Source organism: Enterococcus sp. DIV0682, assembly GCF_051712685.1.
In the GTDB taxonomy this organism is placed as follows: Bacteria; Bacillota; Bacilli; order Lactobacillales; family Enterococcaceae; genus Enterococcus; species Enterococcus faecalis.
The window spans coordinates 2,033,576-2,050,920 of record NZ_JBIOPK010000001.1 but is presented as its reverse complement, the minus strand read 5'-3'; the positions used below and the strand labels follow the sequence as shown (position 1 = coordinate 2,050,920).

The 17,345-nt window shown below is 37.5% G+C and carries 15 protein-coding genes and 1 riboswitch; of the genes, 10 read left to right on the top strand and 5 right to left on the bottom strand.

Features of this window, described 5'->3' with window-relative positions; genetic code table 11:
* The first annotated feature begins 31 nt into the window (after window positions 1-31).
* The 3 genes from IGK96_RS09855 (at window position 32) to IGK96_RS09845 (ending at window position 3,995) form a co-directional block, all read left to right on the top strand.
* Window positions 32-1,423 carry an amino acid permease gene (locus IGK96_RS09855; protein ID WP_002361373.1) on the top strand — a complete coding sequence of 464 codons (1,392 nt, stop codon included), beginning with the start codon at window positions 32-34 and terminating at the stop codon, window positions 1,421-1,423.
* A gap of 187 nt (window positions 1,424-1,610) precedes the next feature.
* On the top strand, window positions 1,611-3,620 hold the full coding sequence (gene metG / locus IGK96_RS09850) for a methionine--tRNA ligase (protein ID WP_002355813.1): 2,010 nt from the start codon (window positions 1,611-1,613) through the stop codon (window positions 3,618-3,620).
* A 99-nt stretch (window positions 3,621-3,719) separates the two neighbouring features.
* On the top strand, window positions 3,720-3,995 hold the full coding sequence (locus IGK96_RS09845) for a hypothetical protein (protein WP_002361374.1): 276 nt from the start codon (window positions 3,720-3,722) through the stop codon (window positions 3,993-3,995).
* 58 nt (window positions 3,996-4,053) lie between these two features.
* Here the strand turns inward: IGK96_RS09845 and IGK96_RS09840 are convergent, their stop codons facing one another.
* Window positions 4,054-4,659, bottom strand: a complete 606-nt coding sequence (locus IGK96_RS09840; RefSeq protein ID WP_002383359.1) for a hypothetical protein — start codon at window positions 4,657-4,659, stop codon at window positions 4,054-4,056.
* Between the two features lie 120 nt (window positions 4,660-4,779).
* Entirely contained in the window at window positions 4,780-7,002 is a 2,223-nt protein-coding gene (locus IGK96_RS09835; RefSeq protein WP_161975138.1) for a HelD family protein, read from the bottom strand.
* Window positions 7,003-7,136: 134 nt separating this feature from the next.
* On the opposite strand from IGK96_RS09835, the gene IGK96_RS09830 reads away from it, so the two are divergent.
* The 4 genes from IGK96_RS09830 to IGK96_RS09815 all read left to right on the top strand — a co-directional run bounded on the left by IGK96_RS09830 (window position 7,137) and on the right by IGK96_RS09815 (window position 10,138).
* Window positions 7,137-7,907, top strand: a complete 771-nt coding sequence (locus tag IGK96_RS09830; RefSeq protein ID WP_002358846.1) for a TatD family hydrolase — start codon at window positions 7,137-7,139, stop codon at window positions 7,905-7,907.
* A complete protein-coding gene (gene rnmV / locus IGK96_RS09825; RefSeq protein WP_010815939.1) occupies window positions 7,904-8,488 on the top strand; it encodes a ribonuclease M5 in 585 nt (194 codons plus the stop codon). Before IGK96_RS09830 ends, rnmV begins: the two co-directional genes overlap by 4 nt.
* 18 nt (window positions 8,489-8,506) lie before the next feature.
* Window positions 8,507-9,394 (top strand): 16S rRNA (adenine(1518)-N(6)/adenine(1519)-N(6))-dimethyltransferase RsmA, encoded by an 888-nt coding sequence (gene rsmA, locus IGK96_RS09820; RefSeq protein WP_002358849.1) that lies wholly within the window; start codon window positions 8,507-8,509, stop codon window positions 9,392-9,394.
* A gap of 126 nt (window positions 9,395-9,520) precedes the next feature.
* Window positions 9,521-10,138, top strand: a complete 618-nt coding sequence (locus tag IGK96_RS09815; RefSeq protein ID WP_002355821.1) for a hypothetical protein — start codon at window positions 9,521-9,523, stop codon at window positions 10,136-10,138.
* 50 nt (window positions 10,139-10,188) lie between these two features.
* On the opposite strand, the gene IGK96_RS09810 is transcribed toward IGK96_RS09815, so the two are convergent.
* A complete protein-coding gene (locus IGK96_RS09810; RefSeq protein WP_002355822.1) occupies window positions 10,189-11,292 on the bottom strand; it encodes an ABC transporter ATP-binding protein in 1,104 nt (367 codons plus the stop codon).
* 185 nt (window positions 11,293-11,477) lie between these two features.
* Between IGK96_RS09810 and mgsA the strand changes: the two genes are divergently transcribed.
* The gene (gene mgsA, locus IGK96_RS09805; RefSeq protein WP_002355823.1) at window positions 11,478-11,900 is read left to right on the top strand and encodes a methylglyoxal synthase; all 423 of its coding nucleotides are present in this window, start codon (window positions 11,478-11,480) and stop codon (window positions 11,898-11,900) included.
* A gap of 66 nt (window positions 11,901-11,966) precedes the next feature.
* Window positions 11,967-12,134: riboswitch (THF riboswitch) on the top strand.
* A gap of 30 nt (window positions 12,135-12,164) precedes the next feature.
* Entirely contained in the window at window positions 12,165-12,713 is a 549-nt protein-coding gene (locus IGK96_RS09800; RefSeq protein WP_002385065.1) for a folate family ECF transporter S component, read from the top strand.
* Between the two features lie 51 nt (window positions 12,714-12,764).
* Here the strand turns inward: IGK96_RS09800 and IGK96_RS09795 are convergent, their stop codons facing one another.
* Together IGK96_RS09795 and IGK96_RS09790 are read right to left on the bottom strand one after the other, a co-directional pair.
* The gene (locus IGK96_RS09795) at window positions 12,765-14,531 is read right to left on the bottom strand and encodes an ABC transporter ATP-binding protein (RefSeq protein ID WP_002355825.1); all 1,767 of its coding nucleotides are present in this window, start codon (window positions 14,529-14,531) and stop codon (window positions 12,765-12,767) included.
* Window positions 14,521-16,248 (bottom strand): ABC transporter ATP-binding protein, encoded by a 1,728-nt coding sequence (locus IGK96_RS09790; protein WP_002364705.1) that lies wholly within the window; start codon window positions 16,246-16,248, stop codon window positions 14,521-14,523. The genes IGK96_RS09795 and IGK96_RS09790 overlap by 11 nt, the downstream gene beginning before the upstream one ends.
* Before the next feature lie 125 nt (window positions 16,249-16,373).
* Here IGK96_RS09790 and IGK96_RS09785 point away from each other — a divergent pair, with 125 nt between their 5' ends.
* Entirely contained in the window at window positions 16,374-17,141 is a 768-nt protein-coding gene (locus IGK96_RS09785) for a putative ABC transporter permease (protein ID WP_161975137.1), read from the top strand.
* Window positions 17,142-17,345: the final 204 nt, after the last annotated feature.

The following is a 17,345-nucleotide window of genomic DNA, read 5'->3' as shown; positions in this document are numbered from 1 at the left end:
TTACGCTTATTTTTTTTACGGGGGTAAACACATGTCTATTTTCAGAAAAAAAGAAATCACTGTGCCTGTCAATGACAGTGGTGGGATGAAAAAAAATCTTAAGACGATGGACTTAATTTTTCTAGGAATTGGGGCTGTAGTAGGAACAGGGATTTTTGTTGTGACAGGTGTCGCAGCGGAACGCTATGCAGGTCCAGGGCTCGTCTTATCATTTCTGGTAGCAGCAGCCGCGATTATTTTATCTGGTTTATGCTATGCAGAATTTGCATCACGTATTCCGGTCATTGGTGGGCCGTATGCCTACATGTATGTGGTCTTTGGAGAAATTGTGGCTTGGATGACTGGTTGGATGATTATTTGTGAGTTTTTCTTGGCGGTTTCATCCGTTGCTTCAGGTTGGTCAGGCTATGTCCATGGCTTTTTGGATAGCTTAGGTTTTTCTTTGCCGCAAGCGTTAAGTGGCGCTTATAATCCAACAAATGGTACATATATTGATTTGATTGCCATGTTGGTCGTTGTAGCCGTAACTTTTTGGGTATCTTTAGAAGCGAAAACAGCGTTACGTTTAAATAACTTAATGGTTTTCGTGAAGTTTGGGATTATTTTATTATTTGTTCTCGTGGGAATCTTTTATGTGAAACCAACGAACTGGCAACCATTTATTCCTTATGGTTTTTCAGGCGTTTTCAGTGGTGCTGCTTTAGTTTTCTTTGCCTTTCTAGGGTTTGATGCGGTTAGCATGGCCGCGGAGGAAGTGAAGAATCCGAAAAAAGATATTCCAAAAGGGATTATTGGTTCCATTATTATTTCAACATTGTTATATATTGTTGTTACGTTAGTTTTAACTGGAATTGTTCCATTTACGGATTTAGGGGTCAAGGATCCGGTGGCTTTTGCGATGCGTTTCATTAATCATGGCGCAATTGCGACAATCATTTCAGTTGGTGCTATTTTAACCTTATTAACAGTGACGATTGCGATGATGTACAGTTTAGCCCGTGTGATTTATGCGATTAGTAAAGATGGATTATTGCCGCAGTTTATGAGCAAAATCGATGAGAAACGGCACACACCTAAGAATGCAACCTATGTAGCTGGATTTTTAGCAATGGTTTTTGCTGGTGTTGTTCCAATGGAGATGTTGGCTGAACTTACAAATATCGTGACACTCTTTTATCTGATGTTTCTCGCTTTAGGAATTATCAAATTACGGACAATGAAAGGAGAACCGCAAGCAGGTGAATTTAAAGTACCACTTGTGCCGGTTCTACCATTAATTTCAATCGTGGTTTGCGCGGCTCTAATGTTCCAATTGTCTTTAGCTACTTGGCAAGTATTTGGCGTAGCCGTAGTGATTGGTTTGGCTATTTATTTCTTTTATGGACGACACCATAGTATCGTTCGTTTCGAGACAAAAGAATAAAAATGAACGAAAAAAGAGAGGAATACTTGTCAAATAGACAGGTGTTTCTCTCTTTTCTTTCTGGCATTTTCTTCATTTTCAAGAGAAAACCGACAAGAAATATAGTTTAATAATGTCTAATTATGGTATACTGTTTAGGAGTAAATCCTGAGGGTTTAGGAAAATGACTAAAGGAGGTTTTTTCTGTATGTCACAGAAAGAAACATTTTATATTACCACCCCAATTTATTACCCAAGTGGGAAGTTACATATTGGGAATTCATATACAACAATCGCCTGCGATGCAATGGCCCGTTACAAGCGTTTAATGGGTTTTGATGTATTTTATTTAACAGGTGTGGATGAACATGGCCAAAAAATTGAAAAAAAAGCTGCTGAGTTGAATGTGACACCAAAAGAGTACGTTGATAAAATGGCAGCAGATGTTCAAAAATTATGGAAAACATTAGATATCAGCTATGATAAATTTATTCGGACAACGGATGATTATCACATGGCAGCCGTGCAACAAATTTTTGATCGTTTAGTAGAACAAGGAGATATCTACCTTGGAGAATATGAAGGTTGGTATTCAGTTTCTGATGAAGAATTTTTCACTGAAACACAATTAGCTGAAGTATATCGTGACGATGAAGGCAATGTCATTGGTGGGAAAGCACCAAGTGGTCACGAAGTCGAATTAGTTAAAGAAGAATCCTATTTCTTCCGCATGAGTAAATATGCGGATCGCTTGGTACAATATTACGAAGAACATCCAGAATTTATTCAACCAGAATCTCGTAAAAATGAGATGCTAAATAACTTCATCAAACCAGGATTAGAAGATTTAGCCGTTTCAAGAACGACTTTCTCTTGGGGAATTCCATTAAAAAATGATCCAAAACATGTGGTTTACGTATGGATTGATGCGTTATCAAACTATATTACAGCACTAGGTTATGGCTCAGAAGATGATTCATTATTCCAAAAATATTGGCCTGCGAACGTGCAAATGGTTGGGAAAGAAATCGTGCGTTTCCATACGATTTATTGGCCAATTATGTTAATGGCCTTGGATTTACCATTACCGAAAAAAGTCTTTGGACATGGTTGGTTATTGATGAAAGACGGAAAAATGTCTAAATCTAAAGGAAATGTTGTTTACCCTGAAATGTTAGTAGAACGCTACGGTCTAGATGCGTTACGTTATTATTTATTACGAGCAATTCCATTTGGTAGTGATGGCGTCTTTACACCAGAAGATTTCGTTTCTCGCTTAAATTATGATTTAGCTAATGACTTAGGAAACTTGTTGAATCGAACAATTGCGATGATTAATAAATATTGTGATGGCAAAGTACCAGCCTATGCTTCAAAAGTTACCCCATTTGATAGTGAACTATCGACAACTGCGGCGAATGTTATTGGAAAATATCATGAAGCAATGGAAAAAATGGAATTTAATACGGCCATTGCAGAAATCTGGACGCTAGTTTCTCGTGCCAATAAATATATTGATGAAACAGCGCCTTGGGTATTGGCTAAAGAAGAAGAGAAACGCAACGAATTAGAAAGTGTCATGATCCATTTAGCGGAAAGCTTACGAATTGTGGCAATCTTATTGCAACCAGTCATGACAGAAACACCAGGGAAAATTTTCGAACAATTAGGCTTAGATCCAGAAACAATGAACATGGAAAATATTCATTTTGGTGAGTTCCCAACAGACGTAACAGTAACAAGTAAAGGAACACCTATTTTCCCACGTTTAGAAATTGAAACAGAAGTAACGTATATTCAAAAGAAAATGTCCCAAAGCGAAAGTGCTACAGAAGAGGATATTAAATGGAATCCAGAAGAAACAACGTTAGTTTCAACGAAAGAAAAACAAATTAAGTACGATGATTTCGATAAAGTGGAATTAAAAGTTGCCGAAGTTATTGACTGTAAAAAAGTCAAAGGAGCAGATAAATTATTGCAATTCCGTTTAGATGCTGGAGATGAAAACCATCGTCAAATTCTTTCAGGTATTGCTGAATTTTATCCAGATCCAGCTGCGCTAATTGGCAAAAAAGTAGTCATTGTGGCTAACTTAAAACCAAGAAAAATGCGTGGTCAAATTAGCCAAGGAATGATTCTTTCAGCTGAATCACCAGAAGGTAAACTTCAAATTGTTGAAGCACCAAAAGAAATGCCAAATGGTGCAGGAATCGCATAAAAGCATAAGTGGTAAAGATAAAAGGTGAATTGTAACCTTTTATCTTTACTACTTTTTTTGTATACTAGAAGAAAAGTGATTTGATGTGGGGGAAGTTTGATGGCTTATCATAAATTTAAGTTTTATGAGCAACGAAAAAATGATCCTAAATGGCGTCCGTATTATTTAGAAGCTATGAGAGTAAGGGAACAAGCACGGCTAACAGTTCAACGTAGAAAAAGAAGGGCAAGAATTAGAACCTTTTTAGTGGTTGCGATACTGGTTATTTTAGTTTTTCTGTTATTGGCTCATTGGACATATTCACAAACAAATGAACTCTCTTTCTCCAGTTTTATCGACGTCCTAAAATCGAAAATCAACGAATTTTTAAATTAAAAGAATCGAAGAAAAGCCTAGAAAAAATCATTTGCGATTTTTCCTAGGCTTTTCTATTTTAGAGTTTCACTTTTTTAGGTATTCGTTTTTTACCAAAACGGCCTTTCGTTAGACGACTTGGTAAAATGATCAGTAAGAGTGAAAAAGGGACACTAATAATTTGCCACGTGAGTAAACGGCCTAAGCTATTATTTTTATAGAGCCACTCTAATATAAAATGCAGCCCTAAAATACTTAACAAAGCCAAGCCTGTCAGGAAATAAGGCGTTGATACCCAGTCGGTCGTTTTCAAGAGACTAAAACCTAAAGGAATTAGATAAAAGTAAGCACTTGTTAAAGTAATACGCCAACTTTTCATAACGGTGCCTAAATTAATTATAAAAAAAAGTAAAGATAGGACTAAAGCAAAAGGTGGAAACAAAGCCACTAACGCCGAATAGATGGTTCCCCAGACGAGCATTAAGGGACCTTTAACAATAGCGGCAATAAGTGTAAACAAGCCAATTAGGAGTAACTGCTGTGTCAGTGAGCCAAAGGTTAGCAAGCCAAATAAAATAAGCAGTAGCCAGTGCCAAATGGTTTGGTTTTGTTGTTTTCGCTCAATAGTTACATTTTTTTGGATAGAGGTTTTTAAAAAATTTTCTAAATCAGGTGATTGTTTCACCTTCTCACGCTCCTCTCAACTTAAGAGACAACAAACGAGTAGGTCTGCTAATTAAAAAGCAGTACCTACTCGTCTATTATAAGTGGTTTTTCTAAAAATAAAATCCGCCTTAAGTCTCAGTTACTGGGCTGCCAAGTAAGGTGTAAACCATTCAGAAAGTGTGCCAGTATAAGGTAAAACGACCCGTTTCATTCCACGAGAAATAGCAGTATACAGGATTTTTTTATCTCGTTTATTGTCAGAATAACGATTAACATTTGGGTTATGAAGAATTACATTATCAAATTCTAGACCTTTTGCCATATCAATTGATAAAACTTGCAGTGACGGATGCTCTTCCAATGAAAGAGAAGCACTAAGTTCTTTTGTTAATTGTTCTTTTTCTACAAATGTTTTAGTAATAATGGCGGTGCTTTCTTTCGGATCAAAAGTTGCAATGGAAGTGACGATTGCTTTAAGATAGTCAGACGCAGAGTCACAAGGAATAAATGTCGGCTTTTCTCCATCATGCCGGATGGGCACAATGGTTAATTGCTCTGGTTGAGTGCCTAATGTTTGGAAGAGTCGTGTAATTTCTTTACTTGAACGGTAACTGTTTAATAATTGATACGTTCCAACAGAACGGCTGGTTTCGTTAACCAATAGATCATGGGCTTCAGAAAATTCAATGGCTGTATTAAAAATGGCTTGATTTTCATCACCAGCTAAAGTAAAACTAGCTTTAGGGAAAAGTGTCAGCAGTAATAATAATTGGGCTTCTGTATAATCTTGGACTTCATCGACTAGGATAAAAGCCATTTGCTGGTTGGCGAGGTTTTCAATAAATGCATGTTTCACCAAAATAAAGGCCACAATTTCATCGGCTGTGAAAACAGCTGTCTCTTTTTGATACGATTTTCCAGTGAATAAAGAATAAAACGTTTCAAAAAAGGCCCATTGATCTAGCCAAGCATCATTTTTGATAGCGGCAGTGATGGAGCGATATTTTTTCTTCAAACGTTTTAAAGCAAAATCAGCCAGATGTTTTTCATTATCTTCGGTAATCACTGTGCCAAAATAACGAACTTGTTCAGCTTCTGTTAAATCTTGGAATTGATCCAACATTTTTTTAGAATGGGCTTGTTTTAATAAGTACCGTGTCCAAAGACTGGTTAACTTTTCTTTTGTGGCTGAAATTCGTTGGCGAATACTCAAGTCAGCTGGTGTTTCTTGATAAAGTTTAAAAATTGTTTCTGAAGTAAATAAGGTCTGCTTTTTAAAAGTTAAAGGACGGAAAAAATGTGGCTGCACAACTGCTTTTTCAGGATTGCTTAAAAGAAACGTTGCAAATTCTTTTGAACGAATAACGTGCTCTTGCTCCGTTGCCTCAGAGCGAGTAATGCGTTCGAAATAGTCCGTTTCTTCTTCCATTGGCCATGCTTCTTTGGTAGTGAAGCGCAAAAATTGTAAAAGAGTCAAATTCAAGGGATTTCGTTCGCCTAAATTCGGTAAAACTTGAGAAATATAATCAATAAATGTTGAATTTGGTGAAAGTAATAAAATATTATCCGCTGTAATTTCTGCTCGATGTTGATAAAGTAAATAAGCAATCCGTTGCATAATCGCAGACGTTTTCCCACTACCAGCAATCCCGTTGACTAGTAGGAGTGGCTGCGTTTCGTCACGAATTATTTGATTTTGTTCTTGTTGAATGGTTGTCGTAATGTCCTTCATATAAGGAGACGCATCTTCTTCTAAAGAATGCAATAACACATCATCTTGAATCGCAATGGTTGTGTCAAAATAGTTGATTAATTGATCTTTTTCAATAATTAACTGTCTTTTCAAATCAAGTTGTACAGGAATGGTTTGTTGATGTGCCATGTAGGCTGTTTTCCCTAAAACATTGTCATAAAATAGCGAAGCAATCGGTGAGCGCCAATCGTGAATGCGCGTTTCTTCTTCTAAAGAAGTAAAATCGTTTACGCCAATATAAAAGTTTTCTGGCTCTTCAGGGCTGTCTTCAAAAGTCACGCCAATTTTGCCAAAATAAGGAACTTGTAATAGGCGTTTCACTTTGTCTAAATTTTTAGCCGTTGCTTCATTTTTTAAGTTCCACTGATCAATTTCACGGTTCTTCATTTCCAACATGGCAAACGTTTCTAGATTATCGGCATAACTATCAAAATTCAGCTTAGAATCGCGACCAAATTCCTCTAGCATATGTTTGCCATCTTTCATTGTGTTCGCCAATTGCTCTTCGTAAACTTTTTTAGCCGCTTGCAGCTCATGATAAACCGTTGTTAAATGCTGTTGTTCATAAATTTTTTCATCGGTCATGGAGATTCCTCCTTTTAATAACATGACTGAATAGTATACGTTACTTTTAGCATAAATGCAAGCGCTGTTTATGAGGAAATGGCGAATCTTGTCGCCTAGTCATTCAGATTTTTCAAGAAATATGATAAAGTAGAGAGGAGATAAAGGAGGCAATCATAATGATTTTTGATACACATACACATTTGAATGCAGAACAATTTAATGATGATATTCCAGAAACGATTGCACATGCCCAAGAATTGGGTGTTACAGAGATGGCCGTGGTCGGTTTTGATGAACCAACGATTGAAAAATCTCTTTTACTTAGTCAGGAATATGCCAATATTTATAGTATCATTGGTTGGCATCCAACAGAAGCGGGTAGCTATACGCCAGAGGTTGAACGACGATTACAAGAACAATTAACGTTGCCAAAAATTGTCGCATTAGGTGAAATCGGTCTTGATTATTACTGGATGGAGGATCCTAAAGAGGTGCAAGAAAAAGTCTTTCGCCGCCAAATTGCGATTGCTAGGGAAATGAATTTACCGTTTAGTGTGCATACGAGAGAGGCATTAGAAGATACCTATCGAATTTTAAAAGATGAAAAAATTTCAGATATTGGTGGAATCATGCATAGTTTCAGTGGTGATGCCGAGTGGATGAAGAAATTTTTAGATTTAGGTTTGCATATTTCTTTTAGTGGAGTCGTAACGTTTAAAAAGGCGTTGGATGTTCAAGAAGCGGCGATGGCGGTACCACTTGAACGAATGTTGGTGGAAACAGATGCACCCTATTTAGCCCCTGTTCCTTATCGTGGTAAACGGAATGAACCCGGCTATACACGATACGTAGTGGAAAAAATTGCTGAATTACGACAACTAACCTTTGAAGAAGTGGCAGAACAAACGAGAGTCAACGCTCATCGCTTGTTTCGGATAGATAAATGAAAGAAAAAATGAAAGTTGCAGAAATCATTGTCGTTGAAGGAAAAGACGACACACGCCGCATTCAAGAGGTAGTTGCAGCGGATACGATTGAAACGATTGGCTCTGCTATCAATGATGAAATTTTGACACAAATTGAACACGCACAAGAAACGAGAGGCGTGATTATTTTTACAGATCCAGATTATTCGGGCGAAAAAATTCGTAAAACAATAATGGAAGTCGTTCCTGATGCAAAGCATGCTTTTTTATCAAGAAAAGTCGCAGTGCCTAAAAAAAATGGCGGTAGCCTAGGGGTTGAACATGCTAGTGATGAAGCAATTATTGAAGCATTAAAAAAAGTCGTAACACCTGTTCAAGCTGATGAAGACTATCAAGAAATTCCTAGACAAACACTAGTTGAATATGGTTTAATAGCGGGAGCAAATGCCAAAAAATACCGTGAATTATTAGGAGATGACCTAAGAATTGGCTATACAAATAGCAAACAGTTAGTCAAACGGTTAAGCATGTTTCGGATTACAGAAACAGAATTGAAAGAAAGCATGACACGTATTTTAAAAGAACTTGCAAACGAAGAATAACTACATGGAGGAACAAGCGTGACGGACTATAAAGAAATTGCCACACCATCCAGAACCAAAGAAATACTAAAAAAACATGGATTTTCATTTAAAAAGAGTTTAGGTCAAAATTTTTTGACAGAGCCTAATATTTTAAGAAAAATTGTAGAAACAGCGGGAATTAATCAGCAGACAAATGTTGTCGAAGTCGGGCCTGGAATTGGTGCATTAACAGAGCAATTAGCGATGAACGCGGCACAAGTTGTGGCTTTTGAGATTGATGATCGCTTGATTCCTGTCTTAGCAGATACCTTAAGTCGCTATGATAATGTGACAGTGGTGCATCAAGATGTTTTAAAAGCTGATTTGGTCGAGACAACCAACCAAGTTTTTCAAGAGAAGTATCCGATTAAAGTGGTGGCTAACCTACCTTACTATATTACTACGCCAATTATGATGCATTTTTTAGAATCTTCTTTAGATGTAGCCGAAATGGTTGTGATGATGCAAAAAGAGGTCGCTGATCGAATTGCTGCTAAACCAGGAACGAAAGCTTATGGCTCATTATCAATTGCTGTTCAATATTTTATGGAAGCAAGTGTCGCCTTTATTGTGCCAAAAACAGTTTTTGTGCCGCAGCCCAATGTTGACTCGGCGATTATTAAATTGACGCGCCGTGCTACACCAGCGGTGACAGTGACCAATGAAAAAGAATTTTTCAAATTAACCAAAGCCAGTTTCCAATTAAGACGCAAAACATTGTGGAATAACTTAACGCATTTTTATGGGAAAGATGAACAAACGGTAGCTTGGCTAAAAGAGAGCCTAGCTGAAGCAGAAATTGATCCTTCTAGACGTGGTGAAACATTGTCTTTAGAAGAATTCGCTCGTCTAAGTAATGCTTTAGAAAAAAATAAACCAGTATAAAAAAGAACTTTCTGTTATTTATGAGAAATAACAGAAAGTTCTTTTATGTGTCTTGACACATTGCGGCTGTTCAGCTACACTTGAGAAAAACAAAAGGTGTCATGACACCTTCAGGAGGCAGTTTTAATGAAAACAAACTCAGTAAAACGTTTAACAATTTCAGCACTTTTAATTGCAATGGGGATTATCATTCCAATGGTTATGCCAAGAATTACCATTGGTCCAGCCAGTTTTACATTAGCAAGTCACGTCCCAGTTTTTATTGCCATGTTTATTTCTCCAGTGGTGGCAATTGCGGTTAGTCTAGGAACAGGTTTTGGTTTTTTCTTATCCGCAACACCGATTATTGCTTTGCGGGCCTTATCTCATTTGATTTTTGCAGTCATTGGCGCAGTGATTTTACAAAAGCATCCAGAAATTTTAATCAATAAAGAGGGGAAATTCACTTTATTAAATGGGAAATTACAGTTGTTTAACGTGGGAATTGGAGTGATTCATTCCGCTGCCGAGCTAGTGGTTGTTTCTGTATTTTACACAATGGGCAACTTGCCAGGAACTTATTATACAGCCGGCTTCATGTATTCTATTTTTCTTTTGATGGGCGTTGGTGGATTAATTCATAGTTTGGTGGATTTCAGTATTGCTTACTTTTTAGCAAGTACCTTAAGTAAACATGTAGATATTCCAACTTTTACAGAAGCGAAACAACCCAAAGTGATAAAGAAGAAGGTTAAATTAGCATAAAGAGAAGCAATCGAGGCATCCGTCATTGCGACGGATGCCTCGAGTTTTTTTTATTTAATGACTTCTTCTGTTTGAGGGTCGAAGAAATGTCCTTTGTTAATATCAAAAGCTAAGTCAATCATTTCACCAGGATGGTGGAAGTCACGAGCATCTACTTTTGAGATAAACTCTGTATCACCAATTTTTGTATAAAGCATGGATTCAGCCCCTAATAATTCAGAAACAACGACTTCAGATTTAATCACCGCATCTTTCATTGCCGTTAAAGCCACTTGTTCGCTATGAATATCTTCTGGACGAATACCGAAAATTAATTCTTTGCCTTCATAACCATGTTCAACAAGCTCTTTGTTTCTTCCTTCAGGAATTGCTAGTTTTAAGCCATGTTGGTTAGAAATAACCCCATTGTTTAAGGTAACTTTGAAGAAATTCATGGCAGGTGAGCCGATGAACCCTGCTACGAACATATTTTTAGGTGTATTGTAAACTTCTTTTGGTGAACCAATTTGTTGAATAAAGCCATCTTTCATAATTACGATTCGATCAGCCATAGTCATCGCTTCGGTTTGGTCATGTGTCACATAAATTGTCGTAGTTTCTAAACGTTGGTGTAGTTTAGCGATTTCAGCACGCATGGCTACACGTAATTTTGCATCCAAGTTTGATAAAGGTTCATCCATTAAAAAGACTTTGGCATCACGAACAATTGCCCGGCCAAGTGCAACACGTTGGCGTTGTCCACCAGAAAGCGCCGCAGGTTTACGTTGTAAGTACTCTGTTAATCCCAGAATATCCGCAGCATTTTCCACCCGTTTTTTAATTTCAGCTTTATCATATTTTCTTAGTTTTAAACCAAAAGCCATGTTATCAAAAACAGTCATATGCGGGTAAAGCGCATAGTTTTGGAAAACCATGGCAATATCACGATCTTTCGGTGCAACGTCATTCATGACTTTGTCCCCAATTGATAATTCACCTTCAGTAATATCTTCTAAGCCAGCAATCATGCGCAATGTTGTTGATTTACCGCAACCAGAAGGTCCGACAAAGACGATAAATTCACGGTCTGTAATTTCTAAGTTAAAATCTGTAACAGAATAATGTTCTGCATTGTCATATTTTTTATACACATTTCTAAGCGCCATTTCCACCATTTGATACGTCACTCTTTTCTTTTTGATTTGTTACTCATAGTTTAAATGAAAACGCTATCTTTCAGCAAGGGAGAGTTGCACAAGAAAAAGAAGACTTTTTCGTCAAGGTGACAAAGGGCAAACACTCTCAGCGGATTTATCGATAAACTTTTGTTATAATATAACAAAGACAGGAGTTGGATAACATGAAAATCGCTTTAATCGCTCATGATCGTAAAAAAACATTAATGATCAAACTAGCAACCGCTTATAAACATATTTTAGAAAAACATGAATTGTATGCAACGGGAACGACAGGCATGAAAGTGATGGAAGCAACTGGCTTACCCGTGCATTGCTTTAAATCGGGGCCATTAGGTGGGGATCAACAGATTGGCGCAATGATATCAGAAGACAACATTGATTTAGTTATTTTTTTAAGAGATCCTCTTTCCGCGCAACCGCATGAACCAGATGTGACGGCTTTGATTCGTCTAAGTGATGTCTATGAAATTCCTTTAGCGACCAATATCGGCAGTGCTGAAATTCTTTTGAGAGGTGTCGAGGCGGGGTTTGCGGACTTCCGTGAGGTTATCCATGAAGGGGATCGTCGACCGTTAGCTTTTTAGAGAACCTTAATGGTTATTTTGACTATTTTGTGGTATATTTTATGAGGACTTTTGTCCAAATAAAATAACAGAGTAGGAGACAAAGCGTTAAGTGCTAAAAGGATGGGATGTTGCCTTTTGGACGAAGAACATAAACAGTGTGTTGCTAGAAAGCAAAGGTTCTTACTTTGCTTATCATCAGAACAACACGTTCAGCTTTTTAATGTTCGCGGTTTTGTTTTCGCATTCGCTGCATGGTTCGTCATGTAGCAGCTCTTAGAGGAGATGCTAAAAATGACAAAGAAAAAATTTGGCACAAAATCCATTGCGTTAATGGGCGTACTCATTGCGGTGGTCGTTGTCTTTTCACGCTTTTTTGCGTATGAAACAACGTTTTTAAAAATCAGTTTCACGTTTATCCCAGAATCATTGATTGGGATGATTTTCGGACCTTTTTGGGCTGGAATCGGCACGGCGGTGGCTGATGTGGTAGGAATGCTGCTTTTTCCAAAGGCAGGCTATTTTCCTGGGTTTACTTTAAATGCCTTTTTGGCTGGTGCTATTTATGGTTATTTCTATTATAAGAAAGAAATGACATGGCAACGAGTGATTTTGGCGACATTGTTGGTCACCGTTTTAATTAATATCATTTTAACTCCTTTGTGGTTAAGTTTAATGTATGGCGTCAATCTAGCAAATTTTGCTTGGTGGGTGCCACGCTTAATTAAAACAGTTATTTTCTTTCCTATTCAAGTAATTGCCACTTATTATTTAGGCAATAAAATTCCCTTTAAACGTTTATTTGGAAAACCATTATCTGAATTAGATCAATAAATTTAAAATTAAAAGAGTCACTTTTCATCATCCCAGAAAAGTGACTCTTTTTTATTGTGCTTTTTGATTAAACTGTGCTTCGTAAAGGTCACGATAATAACCCTGTTCTTTTTGCAATAATTCGTCATGGGTGCCAATTTCAACTACTTGACCATTGTCCATAACTAGAATTTTTTCAGCACTTTTGATTGTTGCTAAGCGATGGGCAATAACAAAACTGGTCCGACCAGTCATCATTTGTAAAAAAGCATCCTGAATTTTTTGCTCGGTCAATGTATCAACTGAACTGGTCGCTTCATCTAAAATAAGCATCGGCGGATTACTAATCATCGTGCGTGCAATAGTCATTAATTGTCGTTGTCCTTCAGAAATTTTAACGCCTTGGGAACCAATCTCGGTATCTAGTCCTTGAGGTAAACGCATGACGAAATCAAAAATATGGGCTTTTTTCATGGCTTCTATAATTTCTTCGTCAGAGGCTTCGGGATTTCCGTACGTTAAATTTTCCCGAATGGAACTATCGAATAGCCAAGTATCTTGGAGAACCATACCAAAACTTTTTCGTAAGCTGTCCCGAGTAATTTGAGTAATGTCGTGAGTATCAACCGTAATTTGGCCACGGTCGACCTCGTAAAAGCGCATTAACAAATTCACTAATGTTGATTTACCCGCACCAGTTCGCCCAACAATGGCAATTGTTTCTCCTGGTTCAGCAATTAAATTAAAGTTTTCGATTAAAGGTCGCGTCGGCGTGTAAGAAAAATCAACGTCTTTAAATTCAACACGGCCTCGCGCTTCTTTCAAAACAATTGCGTTCGGGGCATCAGGACGTTCAACTGGTTGATCCATCATATCAAAGGTACGTTCCAATCCAGCTAAGGCCGCTTGGATTTGGTTGGTGATTCCTGAGAGTTCAATAAAAGGTTTAGAAAATTGACTAGAGTAAATGGTGAAACTGGAAATAACACCAACTGTGACTAAAGGATTGCCACTTAAAACTAACAAGCCACCGACTAATCCAATCGATAAATAAGATAAATGGTCGATAAATCGAGAAAGTGGATTGGTTAAGGAGGAAGAAAACTGAGCCTTCTGTCCTTTTTCATACAACGTTTGATTCAATGCTTCAAATGTTTCTTGCGTAGCTTGTTCTTGTTGAAAGGCTTTAACAATTTTTTGGTTGCCAACCATTTCTGAAACGAAGCCGGAAATTTCACCAACAATCGTTTGTTGTGCAGCAAAGTTTTTTTGTGAAGCTTTTGCAACAAGCCAGTTTACAATAAAAATAATCGGCGTACTGATAAGAACCACTAATGTGAGCAGGGGACTTAGCCGAATCATAAAGAGCAAAGCAACAACGACGGTGGCCATGCCAGAAAATAATTGGTTGAAGACAGCCGAGCAAGCCATTGAAATATTGTCAATATCGTTGGTAAAGCGACTGACGATATTTCCGTGTGATGTTTGGTCATAATAACTTAATGGTAATTGATTTAAATGGGCAAAGGCATCTTTTCTCAGCTGTGTGGTCGATAAATAAGACACGCGATTACCGAGACGTTGAATCAGCCATTGACTTAGAACGGTTACGAGTAAAATCCCTGCTAATAAACCTAAAATTTTGATGAGTTGCGCAGCATTGACTTGTCCTTTACCAACCATTGTATCAACGGATTTACCTATATAATAAGTCATGAGGACAGTCGAAAAACCACTGAGAATTCCTAGGATTAAGGCGCCAATAATTTCTTTTGGATAGCGTAGTAAATACGGCTTAAAACGTGAGAAGGCACCAAAATGAATTTTTTTAGTTTGCATGGGTATCCTCCTCCTGTGACGCAACGATTTCTTGATACTCTTTAGAAGAAGTAAGTAATTCTTCGTGGGTGCCAAGGCCAGCGACTTTTCCACTATCTAGAACTAAAATTTGATTCGCCGTTGCAATCGAACTCACGCGTTGTGAAATTAAAATAACGGTTGTCTCTGCTCGTTCTTTTTGTAAAGCACGGCGCAGATTCAAATCTGTTTGATAGTCGAGGGCACTCAAGGAATCATCTAAAATAAGTAAATGCGGTTTCCTAATCAAGGCACGGGCAATGGTCAACCGTTGTCTTTGTCCACCAGAAAAGTTTTTTCCGCCTTCGTTAACAGGCGTGTCTAACCCTTGGTCTAATTGTTCAACAAATTCTTTACATTGGGCGATAGCTAATGCTTCCCAACAGTCTTCATCAGTTGCATTTGGTTTGCCCCATTGTAAGTTTTCTCGAATAGTCCCTGTAAATAAGACGGCAGTTTGTGGAACACTTGCAACTTGTTGGCGTAAAGTAAAGAGCGGCCAATCGCGCACATTTACACCATTAATAAAAAGGTTTCCTGCACTCACATCATAAAATCTGGGAATGAGTTGGGTTAAGGTACTTTTCCCGCTGCCGGTAGGTCCTGTGATGCCGAGAATTGAGCCTTTAGGAATCGTGAAATTGATATTTTCCAAAGCCAAACCGGCCTCTGGTTCATAGCGAAAATCTACATGGTCAAAGGTAATATCACCAAATTGTGGCGATGTTTTTGCTGATTCTGGTGTATCTGTTAACTGGCTTTCTACAGTTAAAACCTCATTGACACGGTTTGCGGAAGCGGCGGCTCGCGTAAAAATTACCACGAGATTAGAAGCAACAATTAAAGCGAGCATCATTTGATTCATATAATTGATCAATGCTAAAACTTCCCCTTGTTGCAAGGAACCAAAAGAAACTTTTAAGCCACTAAAATAAAGTAAAAATAAAATTCCAACATTCATAATCAAAGTGGTTAAAGGCGTTAATAAAGCAGAGACATTCGATACACGAATGTAAATATCGCCTAAATCATCTGAAGCTTTATCAACATGTCGTTGCTCTGTTTCCTTTCTAGCAAACGCACGGATTACACGGACACCGCTTAAATTTTGACTAATTTGACGGTTTAACCGATCCAAATATTCTTGGACTTTTTGATATAAAGGCACAGTCACTTTAATGATAATAAAGAGAATAAGGCTAAAAATTGGTAAAAGTAATAGGAAAAGAAAGCCCATCTGCACGTCAATGTAAAAAGCCATGACCACAGAACCGATACTTAAAAAAGGTGTCCGAATGACCAACCGAATAAACATCGCTAAAGCCAATTGAAGCTGGTTGATATCGTTTGTGATCCGGGTGATGAGGGTATCTGTACCAAAACTATTTAATTCTTTGTGTGAAAGCTGATTAATTTTCTTCATTAATTGATTTCTTAGCTCCGTCCCAAAACCTTGCGAAGCGACTGAAGCATAATATTGACAAATCATGACAAAAAATAAACCAACTAACGACATAACAAGCATCCAGAGGGCCATTTCTATGACAGTCTGTCGGTCGTTTTGACGAATACCGACATCGACTAAGTGAGCCATGAATAAGGGCAAGACTAACTCGAAACAAGCTTCTAAAAATTTGAAGACTGGACCGAGGATAATTTGTTTTCGATAATTTTTTGCGTATTTCAATAAACCAAACATAAGATTCCTCCCTTTGCTGCTCTCATTGTAGCCTAATCTTTCAATGAAAGAAAGTTGTTCGCTACATTTTCTCAACTTCTGTTAAAATAGAAGAAAAGAGCAAAGAAGTGGAGTGTGACAGAAACGTGGAAAAAATGAGTCAGGTTATTTTGTTATTTTTTATTTATTCCTTTATCGGCTGGTTATGGGAAACAGTGTATTGTTCATTAAAAGCCAAAAAATTTGTTTATCGAGGATTTTTAGTAGGGCCCTATTGTCCTATTTATGGATTTGGGGTCTTAAGCGTTCTCTATTTTGTGGAACCCTTTGAGAACAATCTCTTGGTATTGTATGTCGGATCGGCTGTTTTAGTGACGATTTTAGAATATGTCACTAGTTATGGCTTGGAAAAATTGTTCCATGCCTCTTGGTGGGATTATCATGATGTACCTTTTAATTTAAACGGTCGCGTGGCTTTACCGGTTTCTCTTTTTTGGGGATTGGGGTGTGTCTTGATTGTCAAAGTTATTCAACCAGAAATCGCCAAAGTTGTCAGCTTTTTACAAGCAACCTTTGGCAACTACTTAGCCCTTTGCATAGTGATTGTAATGGGGCTTGACTTAATTTATACGTTGCTGAACATGCAAGGTTTCAAAAAACTTATTACCGAGATGGGCCAAACGTTGGAAACGAACCAACAAGAATTTAAGCAACGGTTGAACACAAAAATGGAAATCGCTACAGCTGATTGGCAGAAGTTAAAAGAGCGAACCAAAAGAGAGCATTTCCAAAATCGGTTAAATTTCCAACAACGTCGTTTTATTAACAATTACCCAAAACTAACTTTAAAAAACATTAAAAATTCCAAAGAAGTTCGGCATCTCTTAGAAGATTTGAAGAAAAAGGGCCAATAATTAACAAAAAATATTACAAAATATTTCAATCAATGGTCTAATGGGATGAAAAAAAGAAAAATCGTCAAAAGCTAGTTTTTAAGGCGTCTTAAGAAATTCTTAAAGAATTGAGATGGAAATGGACTAATGAATAAACGCAGGATAAAAAAAGAGTTGCATTTAAATTGTAATAAATTGTAACATGATTGAAATAAAACGAGCCCT

What these genes read in the sequence shown, in the direction of transcription:
- IGK96_RS09855 (WP_002361373.1), top strand. Translation starts at nt 32, where the DNA reads ATGTCTATTTTCAGAAAAAAAGAAATCACTGTGCCTGTCAATGACAGT.
- metG (WP_002355813.1), top strand. Translation starts at nt 1,611, where the DNA reads ATGTCACAGAAAGAAACATTTTATATTACCACCCCAATTTATTACCCA.
- IGK96_RS09845 (WP_002361374.1), top strand. Translation starts at nt 3,720, where the DNA reads ATGGCTTATCATAAATTTAAGTTTTATGAGCAACGAAAAAATGATCCT.
- IGK96_RS09835 (WP_161975138.1), bottom strand. Translation starts at nt 7,002, where the DNA reads ATGTTATTAAAAGGAGGAATCTCCATGACCGATGAAAAAATTTATGAA.
- IGK96_RS09830 (WP_002358846.1), top strand. Translation starts at nt 7,137, where the DNA reads ATGATTTTTGATACACATACACATTTGAATGCAGAACAATTTAATGAT.
- rnmV (WP_010815939.1), top strand. Translation starts at nt 7,904, where the DNA reads ATGAAAGAAAAAATGAAAGTTGCAGAAATCATTGTCGTTGAAGGAAAA.
- IGK96_RS09815 (WP_002355821.1), top strand. Translation starts at nt 9,521, where the DNA reads ATGAAAACAAACTCAGTAAAACGTTTAACAATTTCAGCACTTTTAATT.
- IGK96_RS09810 (WP_002355822.1), bottom strand. Translation starts at nt 11,292, where the DNA reads ATGGTGGAAATGGCGCTTAGAAATGTGTATAAAAAATATGACAATGCA.
- mgsA (WP_002355823.1), top strand. Translation starts at nt 11,478, where the DNA reads ATGAAAATCGCTTTAATCGCTCATGATCGTAAAAAAACATTAATGATC.
- IGK96_RS09800 (WP_002385065.1), top strand. Translation starts at nt 12,165, where the DNA reads ATGCTAAAAATGACAAAGAAAAAATTTGGCACAAAATCCATTGCGTTA.
- IGK96_RS09795 (WP_002355825.1), bottom strand. Translation starts at nt 14,531, where the DNA reads ATGCAAACTAAAAAAATTCATTTTGGTGCCTTCTCACGTTTTAAGCCG.
- IGK96_RS09790 (WP_002364705.1), bottom strand. Translation starts at nt 16,248, where the DNA reads ATGTTTGGTTTATTGAAATACGCAAAAAATTATCGAAAACAAATTATC.